The 12,354-nt window shown below is 25.3% G+C and carries 7 protein-coding genes, 9 tRNA genes and 4 pseudogenes; 2 read left to right on the forward strand and 18 right to left on the reverse strand.

All coding sequences use genetic code 11. From position 1 onward, the window contains the following. A partial coding sequence (locus ACTCUI_RS02010; protein WP_463431288.1) for a hypothetical protein occupies window positions 1-292 on the forward strand: 292 nt, incomplete at its 5' end. A gap of 118 nt (window positions 293-410) precedes the next feature. Here the strand turns inward: ACTCUI_RS02010 and fba are convergent. The 6 genes and pseudogenes from fba to eno all read right to left on the reverse strand — a co-directional run bounded on the left by fba (window position 411) and on the right by eno (window position 7,772). Then, window positions 411-1,277, reverse strand: a complete 867-nt coding sequence (gene fba, locus ACTCUI_RS02015) for a class II fructose-1,6-bisphosphate aldolase (protein ID WP_463431290.1) — start codon at window positions 1,275-1,277, stop codon at window positions 411-413. 95 nt (window positions 1,278-1,372) lie between these two features. After that, a pseudogene (gap, locus tag ACTCUI_RS02020) lies at window positions 1,373-2,379 on the reverse strand (type I glyceraldehyde-3-phosphate dehydrogenase). A 25-nt stretch (window positions 2,380-2,404) separates the two neighbouring features. Then, window positions 2,405-3,615 (reverse strand): annotated as a pseudogene (locus ACTCUI_RS02025) (phosphoglycerate kinase). A gap of 73 nt (window positions 3,616-3,688) precedes the next feature. Beyond that, on the reverse strand, window positions 3,689-4,660 hold the full coding sequence (locus ACTCUI_RS02030) for an ATP-dependent 6-phosphofructokinase (RefSeq protein WP_463431292.1): 972 nt from the start codon (window positions 4,658-4,660) through the stop codon (window positions 3,689-3,691). A gap of 150 nt (window positions 4,661-4,810) precedes the next feature. Further along, window positions 4,811-6,372, reverse strand: a pseudogene (gpmI, locus tag ACTCUI_RS02035) (2,3-bisphosphoglycerate-independent phosphoglycerate mutase). Window positions 6,373-6,467: 95 nt separating this feature from the next. Next, window positions 6,468-7,772: pseudogene (gene eno / locus ACTCUI_RS02040) on the reverse strand (phosphopyruvate hydratase). 319 nt (window positions 7,773-8,091) lie between these two features. Between eno and ACTCUI_RS02045 the strand changes: the two are divergent. Continuing rightward, window positions 8,092-8,268 carry a hypothetical protein gene (locus ACTCUI_RS02045; protein ID WP_463431294.1) on the forward strand — a complete coding sequence of 59 codons (177 nt, stop codon included), beginning with the start codon at window positions 8,092-8,094 and terminating at the stop codon, window positions 8,266-8,268. 345 nt (window positions 8,269-8,613) lie between these two features. On the opposite strand, the gene smpB is transcribed toward ACTCUI_RS02045, so the two are convergent. From smpB to ACTCUI_RS02105, 12 genes are all read right to left on the reverse strand, one after another. Further along, the gene (smpB, locus tag ACTCUI_RS02050) at window positions 8,614-9,060 is read right to left on the reverse strand and encodes an SsrA-binding protein SmpB (RefSeq protein WP_463431296.1); all 447 of its coding nucleotides are present in this window, start codon (window positions 9,058-9,060) and stop codon (window positions 8,614-8,616) included. Window positions 9,061-9,190: 130 nt separating this feature from the next. Continuing rightward, window positions 9,191-9,712, reverse strand: a complete 522-nt coding sequence (locus ACTCUI_RS02055; protein WP_463431298.1) for an inorganic diphosphatase — start codon at window positions 9,710-9,712, stop codon at window positions 9,191-9,193. A gap of 114 nt (window positions 9,713-9,826) precedes the next feature. Further along, on the reverse strand, window positions 9,827-11,035 hold the full coding sequence (locus ACTCUI_RS02060; protein ID WP_463431300.1) for a hypothetical protein: 1,209 nt from the start codon (window positions 11,033-11,035) through the stop codon (window positions 9,827-9,829). Window positions 11,036-11,287: 252 nt separating this feature from the next. Then, window positions 11,288-11,363: transfer RNA gene (locus tag ACTCUI_RS02065), tRNA-Phe, on the reverse strand. Window positions 11,364-11,386: 23 nt separating this feature from the next. Next, a tRNA-Asp gene (locus ACTCUI_RS02070) sits at window positions 11,387-11,462 on the reverse strand. A gap of 49 nt (window positions 11,463-11,511) precedes the next feature. Then, window positions 11,512-11,588, reverse strand: a tRNA-Met gene (locus ACTCUI_RS02075). A 45-nt stretch (window positions 11,589-11,633) separates the two neighbouring features. Beyond that, window positions 11,634-11,722 (reverse strand) — tRNA-Ser (locus ACTCUI_RS02080). 17 nt (window positions 11,723-11,739) lie between these two features. Further along, window positions 11,740-11,817, reverse strand: a tRNA-Ile gene (locus ACTCUI_RS02085). 2 nt (window positions 11,818-11,819) lie between these two features. Continuing rightward, window positions 11,820-11,897, reverse strand: a tRNA-Met gene (locus ACTCUI_RS02090). Between the two features lie 101 nt (window positions 11,898-11,998). Further along, a tRNA-Ala gene (locus tag ACTCUI_RS02095) sits at window positions 11,999-12,074 on the reverse strand. Window positions 12,075-12,079: 5 nt separating this feature from the next. After that, a tRNA-Leu gene (locus tag ACTCUI_RS02100) sits at window positions 12,080-12,165 on the reverse strand. 29 nt (window positions 12,166-12,194) lie between these two features. Beyond that, a tRNA-Lys gene (locus ACTCUI_RS02105) sits at window positions 12,195-12,270 on the reverse strand. Window positions 12,271-12,354: the final 84 nt, after the last annotated feature.

Raw genomic sequence — 12,354 nt, forward strand, 5'->3', positions numbered from 1 at the left:
AGATCTAGGAAAAATAGAAGAAAGTAATGAAAAAAATATTATAGAACGTATTCGAAGATTGAATCCTCAATTAAATCAAATTGATTTAACAGTTGAAAATCAACCATCAGAAACAGAAGCGTTTATTAAATCTAAAGAATATCCAGGAAAAGTTTTAGTTAATTATACAAATAGTATTCAAAAAGAAAAAAATAATAATTCTTTACAATCTAAACATAAAATATTCTTTATTGTTTTTTTTGTATTTTTGTTTATTCTATTATTTTATTGTTTTTTTATAAAAAAACAATAAAAATAAATTTATCAAAGAATAACGAAAATAAATATTAAAATATAACTTAGAAAAAAACCATACAAAATATTTATTAATAATTTAAAAAATAATTTATCTTCTCCTTAAATAAAAATATTTAAAATCGATTAATACTTTTAAAAAGAGTTAATTTCTTTTCAAGTTCTTTTTCTATAGCTAAAAAACCTGGTTTGAATAATTTTTTAGGATCATAACCTTTTTTTAATAAATCTTTTTTTTCTTCAATATATTTTCTAGTAGCTTGAGCAAAAACAATTTGAAATTCAGTATTAACATTTATTTTAACTACCCCTAAAGAAATAACCTTTTGAATCATCGAATCAGGAATCCCTGATCCTCCATGAAGCACTAAAGGAATTTGGTTATTAGTTAATTCTCGAATTTTTTTAAATACATCCAAATCTAAACCTTTCCAATTGGAAGGATATGGACCATGAATATTACCAATGCCAGCAGCTAACATATCAACACCTAATTGAGCAATTTTGTAACATTCATAAGGATCTGCGATTTCTCCATTACCTGTAATACCATCTTCTTGACCACCAATACTACCTACTTCAGCTTCAACTAAAAGACCTTTGCGATGACATATTTGCACAATTTTTTCTGTTTTTTTTAAATTTTCTTCAAAAGGATAACGACTTCCATCAAACATAATTGAATTAAATCCGGCTTCAATAGCTTGAAATGCGCCTTCATAAGATCCATGATCTAAATGTAAAATAACAGGAACAGAAATATTATAAAAAGAATCTAAATTTTTAACTAAAGAAGCTATAGTTTTTAAACCTCCCATATAATTTGCTGTTCCTTCGGAAACTCCTAAAATAACAGGAGATTTTAATTTGTCAACAGTTTGTAAAATAGTCTTTATCCATTCTAAATTATTAATATTTGCTTGAATAATAGCATATCCTTTCTCATGAGCTTTATTTATTATTTTTTTATCTGAAGTTAACAATCTTTATTTTTTATCCCTTCTTTAGATCTGATTATAGAAAAATCAAAACTAAAATACAATATAATTTCATTTTATAAAGAAACATTAACAAAATATTATTGAATTAAATGAATCATTTTATCAAGTAAACGTACTAATTGGCTTACATAACTCATTTCATTATCATACCAAGAAATTAACTTCACAAAACGAGGTCTTTCTTTTAAAACCTGAATAGTATTAGAATCATATAAAGAACCATATAAAGAACCGATAATATCAGATGACACAATAGGATCTTCAATATAAGCTAAAGTTTCATTGACATTTTTTTTAAACACTTTATTCACTATATCTGGTGTTACTTCTTGATTTAATTCTGCTGTTAAATCTACTAAAGAGCCGCTTAAAGTAGGCACTCTAATCGCCATGCCATCTATTTTACCTTTTAATTCTGGGATAACTAAACCAATAGCTTTAGCAGCTCCAGTAGAACTTGGAGCCATATTACAAGCTGCAGCTCCTCCTCTTCTATGCAAAATACCTTTAGAATGATTTTGATCAATAAGTGATTGATCATTTGTATAACTATGAACAGTAGTCATAAAAGCTTGATTAATACCAAAATTATCATTTAACACTTTAACAATCGGAGCCAAACAATTAGTTGTGCAAGAAGCACTACTAACAATATGATCTTCTTTTGTCAAAATATCATCATTAACATTAAACACAATTGTTTTAATATTACCGCTAGCAGGAGCACTAATTAAAACTTTTTTTGCACCTGCTTTCAAATGTAATTTAGCTTTTTCTTCGTTTGTAAAAAAACCAGTACATTCTAAAACAATATCTACTCCTAACTTTTTCCAAGGTAAATTTTGAGGATCTTTCTCTTGAAAAAGCAAAATCTTTTTACCTTCTACAATTAAATTATTTTGATCAAAAGAAATATTATTTACTTTATAAGAACCTTGAGCGCTATCATATTTCAATAAATAAGCTAAAGTTTCTGGAGTTGCTAAATCATTAATCGCCACACAATATCAATATTAGATTTCCCGAATAAAACACGAAAAGATAGTTTTCCTATACGTCCTAATCCATTGATTGCTATTTTCATTTTTATATCTAATGTCTCCTAATTTCTAAATTTTTTTTATACATTCTAAGGCTAACATTTTTTTTCCTTCTAAATATTCTAAAAAAGCTTCGCCGCCAGTAGAAATATGACTAAAATTATTCTCTAGTTGAAACTTAAATACTGCTGCCGCAGTATCTCCGCCGCCCACAATTTTAATAAATTTATTTTTATTCAATCCACTAATTATTTGGGTTATCATTTTTGTACCTTGAGAAAATTTTTCGAATTCAAATACTCCAAGAGGTCCGTTCCATACAATTGTTTTCGCAGACATAAGATAATATTTAAAAAGATAAATAGTTTTAGGACCGATATCTAATCCCATCATTCCAGAAGGAATCTTATTATAATCAAAAACAATAGCTTCTGTATCTGAAGAAAATGATGAACCACAAACAAAATCTTGAGACAAAAAAATTTTTTTGCCTTCAACCGAATTTAATAATTTTTGAACTAAAGGAATTTCATTTTCTTCTAATAAACTATTACCTATTTGAAAACCTTGAGCTTTCCAAAAAGTAAAAGACATGGCGCCCCCAATCAAAAGAAAATCTACTTTTGTAAGAAGTTGTTCAATAATTTTAATTTTATCAGATACTTTAGCGCCTCCTAAAATAGCTACTAATGGTCTTTTAGGGTGATCCATAATTTGATTTAAAAATTTAATTTCTTTTTCAATCAAAAAACCTAAACATTTTTCTTTAATGTAAGTTGCTATCCCTACATTAGAAGCATGTGTTCTATGGCACATACCGAAAGCATCATTAACAAAAAGATCTCCTAAAGAAGCCCAATATTTTCTTAATTGGGGATCGTTTTTACTTTCTTTTTTATCATTAAGATCTTCACAATGAGTATTTTCCATCAATAAAATAGAACCTGGAGATAAATTATTAATTTCCGATTCTAATAATTTACCTCTAGTTAAAGGAACGAACTTAACTTGTTGATTTAAATAAAAAGATAATCTTTCGGCGACTACTTTTAAACTGAATTTGCTTAAATCTTCTTGTTTTTCGATTCTACCTAAATGAGACAAAAGAATTATTTTACCTTGATTTTTGTTAAATATTTAAGAGTAGGTAAAATAGATTTGATCTTATTATCATCAATAATAAAACCATCATCATCCAAAGGAACATTCAAATCAACTCTTAATAAAATTTTTTTATTAAAAATCTTAGAAATATCCAAATTAGTAAGTGAATTTTGCATTATATGTCTTCCTTACAGAAATATCGAAAATCATTAACAAAAATTTTTATGAATGTTTTTTTTAGTTTAATAATTATAAATAATTAATAAAATGAAATAATTCATTAGAAATATTATTGCTATTACAAGTAGTATCCAAACTCAAATGAAATATTTTATTTTTTTGTATACCTATAGCACAACCATGGATATTTTTATTTAATAATTCGAAAGCATAATAAACCATTTTAACCGCTAAAAAACGATCTTCTGCAGTAGGCGTTCCACCTCTTTGTATATGTCCTAAAACTTGAACTCTTGTCTCGAATCCGCTATAACTTTCAACTTTCTTAGCTAAATCATGAACGTTTAAAATATGCTCAGTAATAACAACAATAACATGTCTTCTATTTTGTGTTTTAAATTCCTTAATTTTATCTAAAATAAATTGTTCGGAAACAAAATTTTCTTTAGTGACGATTAAATCTGCTCCCGAAGCTATTCCGCTATAAAAAGCTAAATCACCTTTATCTCTTCCCATAACTTCTGCAATAATACATCTATTATGCGAACAAGCAGTATCGCGTAATTTTTCAATAACATCTATTATATTATTAACGGCTGTACTAAAACCAATGGCCAAATCAGTCTTATTAATATCATTATCAATAGTTGCTGGGATACATATACATTTTATACCTAATTCTTCCAATTTCATAGCTCCGTGATAAGAACCGTTGCCACCAATAATAATTAATCTCTCAATACCTAAATTTTTTAAATTTTGAGCACATTTTTTAGGTATACTTGAATCATATTGAAAAGAAGGAAAACGAGCACTACCTAAAAAAGTACCTGATACATTCATAATACGTGGTATTTCTTTATCATTTAAAATATCTATTTCATTATTATATAAACCTAAATAACCATCTTTAACTCCATAAACACAAATATTTTTTTGGGATCCTAAAGAAACAATAGTTTTAACAACGCTATTCATTCCTGGAGCATCTCCTCCTGAAGTTAAAACTGCTATTTTCATATTTTTTTCTTTATTTATCATTTATAATAATCCTTTTAACTTTTGAAATATTATTTTTTTTACAAAAAATAAATTTTTTATTAATAAATATATGTTCAATTATCATATTTTAATAAAAAAATTAATTATTTTTTTGTTTAATTAGGCAAAAAATACAAATGAATTTAAAATTTAACGAAAATTTAAAATTAAACTTTTGCCCGTCATTTCTTTAGGCTGAAGTATATCTAACAATTGTAGTAAAGTAGGTAATACATCACATAAAGTACCATCAGATTGTAAATCAAATTTATTATTAACCGAAATAAAAGAAACTTGATGAGTTGTATGAGTTGTATGTGGTTCGCCTTTATGATCTTTCATCTGTTCTGCATTACCATGATCAGCAACAATACAAGGAATACCACCAATTTCTAAAATAGCCGTTACCACTTCTTTTAAACAAATATCCGCCTGCTTAAACAACTTTAATTGTTACCTCTAAAGAGCCGCTATGACCTGCCATATCCGGGTGTTAGCAAAATTCAAGATCTATAGTTTGATATTTTCGAGATAAAATTGCTTTTTTAGCTTCTTTTGCTACTAAATACGCGCTCATTTCAGGTTGTAAATCATAAGTTTTTACTTTACAGGAGAAGGAATCAAAATTTTATCAACATTAGAAAAATTTTGATCTTTCCCGCCATCAAAAAAAGAAAGTCACATGAGGATATTTTTCGGTTTCAGCAATTCTTAATTGACTCATTCCATGATGAGAAATAATTTCACCATAAATATTTTTTAAATTTTCTGATTCAAATGCAACTATTTCTGAAACATATTGAAAATAAGGCGTCATGTAAACCATAAAACAATTTTGAACTATTTTTTTGCCTTCGAAAAACTTTTTTCCTACAGTTTGAAAATGTTCTTTTTTTGAAGGATTAAATAAAAGCCGTTGCTAAACGCATAATACAATCAAAACGGAAATTAACAAAAATAATACTATCATTATTCTTCAATAAGACTGTTTAAATCAACAATAAAGGGCGGGATTGAATTCACATCAGTAACCCCCCCCTATATTGTAAAATTCTTTAATCCCTTTTAAAGGAGATTTGATTTATATCAGCTTCACAAGAAGTTAACATATTATACACTGAATTAATACGATCCCAGTTATTATCACGATCTAAAGTGAAATATCTCCTGCTAACAAAACCTAATTGAAAACCATAATTAAAAATTTGTCGAATATAACCTTTGCCTGAATAAGGATCTCTGTATCTCTGCCATCTATAAAAGCATGTAAATGTGTTTTTTGTTCTAATTGATGCATTTTAATTAAATCTAACAAAGCTTTAAAATGGTTCAAATGCCGAGAATTGAACACCACCATCTGAAACTAATCCCCTAACAAATGTATTTTGCTATTATTTTTTTAGCATGTTCTATCGATTTTAAAAATGCTTTATTTGTAAAAAATTCTTTATTACGGATGGATTTGTTTATTTTAGTTAAATATTGATCAAATAACTCTTCCAGCTCCTAAATTCAAATTTCCCGCTTCACTATTTCCCATTTAACCTTCAGGTGAACCTGCTTCTTCGCCAGAAGCTTTTAAACTAGTGTTCGGGAAATTAGATAAAAGATAATCCAAATAAGGAGTTTTAGCTAAATAAAAAGCATTATTGTCTTTTTACGATGTTAAATCCTAATCCATCAAGAATAATTAAACCTACAAATTTATTCAAAAAAACCCCTCTTTAATTATTTTTTTGTTAATTATAAAAAAATAATTTTTGAATTTTTTTTAATATTATTTATTATATTCGCAAACATTATTTTTTTAAAAAAAACTTTTTAATCCTAAATAAGAAGATTTTGTTAATTTTTCTTCAATTCTTGATAATTAATTATATTTAGGTATTCTATCATTTCTTGAAGCAGAACCAGATTTAATTTGTCCCGCATTAACAGCAACAGCTAAATCAGCTATAGTAGTATCTTCAATTTTCGTCGCTACAACGAGAAATAACAGCTGTATAAGAAGTTTTTTTAGCCATTTCAATAGTAGCTAAAGTTTCTGATAAAGTAACAAATTTGATTTAATTTAATTAAAATAGAATTTCCTATTTTCTTTTCGATACCTTTAGATAATTTATTCACATTTGCAACAAATAAATCATATCCTACTAATTAAATTTTATGACCTAATCTTTTTTTGTTAAAAGCTTCCTCCTTCCCAATTATTTTCGTCTAATCCATCTTCAATAGAAATTATAGGATATTTGATTTACTATATTTTCATAATAAGAAACTAATTCTTCGATATTCAAAGCTTTATATTCAAAGCTTTATTATTTTCCGAAGTTAAAACATATTTTTTTATTGTTTTATCATAAAATTATTAAGTGACAACATCCCCATATACCTAAAAAAACATCTTCGCCCGGTTTATAACCAGCATTTTTAATAGCTTGAATAATTTCTTGTGAAGATTCTTAATTAGAATTTAAATCAGGATTATATCCGCCTTCACCTCCGACAGTAGTTGGTAATTTTTTTTTAAAATTTTGCCTAAATGATGAAAAATTTCTGTTACGCAAAGTAAAGTTTCTCTAAAAGAAGAAAAATTAGTAGGTAAAATCATAAATTCTTGAAAATCAACATTATTAGATGCATGAACCCTCCACCATTAATAACATTAATTATCGGAACAGGTATTTTTTTAGGTTGAATTCCTCGGATATATTCATAAAATTATAAATTTAAATAATCAGCTGCTTCTCTAGCACATGCTATAAAGAAACTCCTAAAATAGTATTAGCACCTAACTTAGATTTATTTGGAACGCCATCAAGATCAATTAATTTTTGATCAACAAAATTTTGTTCTAAAACAGAAATATTTCCCAATTCTGGTTCAATAATCTTAACTATATTTTCAACTACTTTCAAAACACCTTTACCTAAAAATCTTTTAGGATCTTTATCTCTCAATTCTACAGCTTCATGCGCTCACCTGTAGAAGCTCCTGATGTAACAATAGCTTTTCTTGAAAAACCATTTAAAGCATGAACTTCTACTTCTAACATAGGATTTCCCCTATAATCTAAAATTTCACGAGCCAAAATTTTATTAATATATGATATTTAAAAACTCCTTTATTTTTTTAATTTAATAAATTACATAAATATTATAATATTTATTTATATAAAAGTATATTTTTAAAAGTTAAAAAATATATCAATAAAAAAATAAAATAAATAATAAATAAAATATAAAAAATTTCTTTACTAATTTATAAGTAAAGTAAGTTTTTTTATAAAAAATATAAGAAAAAAAACAATAATAATATATGATAAAATTATAATGGTGGTCTAAAATAAATAATTATAATAAAATTATTTATTTTAAATAAGATCATAAAAATAAATAAAAAATAAATAAAAAAAGGATAATAAAAAAATTATGTTGAATAAATTGATGATTTTTTTAATAGGTATTGTGTTAGGAGCTTCTTTATACAAAGTAATTGATTCTAGTATAAACGAACAAATAATAACATCAAAACATTTTTTATATAAATTTCATGATTTTATAAATAAAATGTCTATAGAAATTATGAAATTCTACAAAAAAAAATAAAATTAAAAAAATAAATAAAAAAACTAATTTATAAAAATAAAAATATCTATTTTTTTTATTTTTATATAAATGTGGAATTTTTTTCGCACTTAAAAAAAACAAAAATTCAATTTATTCACTACTATCATAAATTAAAAATTATTTTTTTTTAAAATTAAAATAAAAGACAAACATAATAGTTTGTCTTTTATTATTTTCATAAAATTTATTTTAATTAAAAAAATAATTGTATTTCAATAAAATAAATTTTATTTCTTATTATTAAAAAATTTAAAATTTTTTTAAATATTACAAATAATCATTAAAAAAATAATTAAAATGTTTTTTTAAAAGTTTAAAACTTTATTATATATAAGCTAAAGTTTTTTTAATTTTTAAATCATCATCTTTCTTTTTTAATATCGATCTTTTATCAAATTTCTTTTTCCCCCGAGCTAAATAAATTTCTAACTTTAATAAATGTCTCTGGGAAATAATTTTGACTGGAACAACACTAAAACCTTTTATTTTAATTTTAGATTTAATTTGCAAAATTTCTCTTTTTTTTAATAAAAGTTTTTTTTTTCTTTTTTCATCATGATCAAACTTATTACAAGAAATATATTTATCAATAAACATATTAAAAACAAAAATTTCATTATTTTCAATATTTATATAAGCATTATCTATATTAACTTTTTTCAATCGAATAGCTTTTACTTCGTTCCCTAATAATTGAATACCGGCAACATATTTTTTGTCTAAAAAATAATCATAAAAAGCTTTTTTATTAGTTAAAATTATTTTTATCATTATTTTCGATCACTTTTTTTCAATAAAGAATTATTGCGTTTTGTATAAATAATAAATAACGCAAGAATTCTTTAATATTTTGAATTAAATTAAATTAATTTTAATTATGGTATATTTAATTAAATAAAAATTATTTTTCTCGATATTTATTTAAAGCGTTTTGGATTACACTTAAAGCTTTATTTTTGCCTTCTAATTTTTTTATAAAAACAGTTTTATTTTCTAAATCTTTATAATGAATCAAAAAATGTTTCATTTCTATTAAAAAAGAATTAGGAATATTATGAATATCTTGATATTCTGACATAAAAGGATCTTTCACAGGGATAGCAATTATTTTTTCATCTAATTCTCCGTTATCAATCATTTCAATAACTCCAATAGGCTTACATTGGACCAGAACCATTGGATCGAATTTTTCGCGAGATAAAACAAAAACATCTAAAGGATCTTTATCATCGCAAAGTGTTAAAGGAATAAAACCATAATTTGAAGGATAAACAAAAGAAGTATTTAAAATACGATCTAATTTTAATAAGCCTGTTTCTTTATCTATTTCATATTTTTTTTTATCACCTATAGGAATTTCGATTACAACAAGAAAATCTTCTGGTGTGATCCTTTTAGGATCAATATTTTGTAAAAAATTCATATTTATCATATTTCCTTCATACTTTTTTTCAAAATAAAAAATACTTTAATAATATTATATATATTTTGCTATTAAACAAAAAAAATTTAAAAAAGAAAAAACAAAATAAAAAAATTATATTTTAGAAACTCCAAATAAATTAGCTTTTTTCAAAAATATTTTTTTATTTTGTTTAATATTAATAGCTAAATGATTAAAAAAAGAATGTTCTTTTGTTTTTGAATTAAAAATTAAAACTTTTTCTATAAATCTTAACTTTTCGTCATTTTTATATTCATCTTGAAAAATTTCATAAAAACAAAGATAAAAAACATCATCTTCATTTTTTTGTATCTGCAATAAAAAACCTATAGTTTTATGTTCTATTTCAGAAGATGCTTCAAAGTTCATTTCTTTAATAGGTTTTGTGTTTTTATAATCTACTGAACAATGAAAAGAAAAAATTTTAGGAACAAAAAAAATACTTAGTTTCTTAATTAAATGCGAAAGAAAATTTTTATCTAAAGTTTCAATATCACTGAAATCCAAAATATTTTCTAAAAATTCTTCAGTCAAAATATCAATTTCTTTATGAGATATTTGTTTTTCATCCATTTTATTTAAATGAGCAAAATAATTTATTAAATGTTTTTTAAAAATAATTAAATCTTCATTTTCTAAATTAGTAATTTCAAAAATTAAATCTAAAATAGAATAACCAGGAACTTTACAATTACAAAAAGAAATGTTTACAGAATTAATATTAGGGATATCTATATCTTTAAAATAAAAATAACCTAAAGAAGGATCTTTTTTCAATAAAGAAAAAAAACAAACAAATTCTAAACTTGTTTTTTCGTATCTATTATCAATAAATGTTTCTTTCAAACCTGAAAAATCTAAAAAATTAAACAAAAAATCTATTTTAGGAATATGTTTATCTAACAAACTAAAAATAAATTGTTTTATATTTAAACATTCTTGAAAAGAAGCGCATGGCACAGTTTGGATTTGACAACCAACATTATAAAATACTCTAATCTTCTTAGAAAATAAACAACCTAAATCATGTTTCCAACCTATTATTGGATGTTTTGTATTGAAATCTTTTTTATATTCTTTTTTTAAAATAGTTATTTCTTCATTTTTAGAATCAAAAAATATACTTAAATCATCTACCTTATTATCAGAAGAAGACGTTTCTTTTTGTTTTTTTAAATCTTTAAAAACACTAGTATTATCATTAAATTTAATTTTTTTAATAACAAAATTATCTTTTTTTTCTTCCGTATTTAAATTAGTATCCGATACTAAAGACTCTTCTTTTTTTGTTGATGTTATCATTGAAAAATCATCAATTTTTTTATCATTATTAACAGCTTTTATATAATGTAAATTAAATATAGAAAAATATAAAACAAAAAAAAACAAAAAAAAATTAACTTTTTTTAAAAAAAATTTTTTTCTTTTCAATTACTTATTTCTTTCTAATTTTATATTATTTTTATAATAAATTCAACGAAAAATAAATAAAATATAATAAAATATTTCTTTAAAAAAATTTAACTTTAAAAAAATCAAAAAATTTATTTATAATGGTGGCTCCGGGCAGAATCGAACTGCCGACACGAGGCTCTTCAGGCCACTGCTCTACCGACTGAGCTACAGAGCCAGAACCTTGAGTTTTCAAAACAATGGCGGTCCGGACGGGATTCGAACCCGCGATCTCCTGCGTGACAGGCAAGCATGTTAACCACTACACCACCAGACCTTTTTTTATTTTAATTTAATATCATCTAATTTAATTTTTTTAATTTAATTGGTTGCGGGAGAAGGATTTGAACCTCCGACCTTCGGATTATGAGCCCGACGAGCTACCAAACTGCTCTATCCCGCGATCGCACATAACTCAAAAAAATATAAAAAATAACTTTAACAAGCTTGGCGGAGAAAGAGGGATTCGAACCCCCGCGTCCTTTCAGACCTTCCAGTTTTCAAGACTGGTCCCTTAAACCACTTGGGTATTTCTCCAAAATTAAGTCAAATAATGGTGGACCTGGTAGGATTCGAACCTACGACCAACCGGTTATGAGCCGGTAGCTCTAGACCAACTGAGCTACAGGTCCTTTGGTGGCGGAAGAGGGATTCGAACCCTCGACCTCACGGGTATGAACCGAACGCTCTAGACCAACTGAGCTATACCGCCTTAAGTCTGAGTTGTTATTTTTATTTTATATTTTTTTATATTACTATTCTCTTTATATTATACACTTTAATATTATAAATTAAACAATTATTAATTAAACATGGTGGAGTTTAGCGGATTCGAACCGCTGACATCCTGTGTGCAAGACAGGTGCTCTACCAACTGAGCTAAAACCCCTGTAATGGTACCTAGAGCCGGACTTGAACCGGCACGGCTTTTAACCATGGGATTTTAAGTCCCACGTGTCTACCAATTCCACCATCCAGGCATTCTAAATATATTGTTTATTTTTATAAATGGTGTCCCGTAAAGGACTCGAACCTTTGACACCTTGATTAAAAGTCAAGTGCTCTACCAACTGAGCTAACGGGACATTTTTTTGATTGGTGCCAAAAACAGGAATCGAACCCGTAACCTACTGATTACAAGTCAGTTGCTCTACCAATTGAGCTATTTT

This window comes from Brinjal little leaf phytoplasma (genome assembly GCF_978563805.1).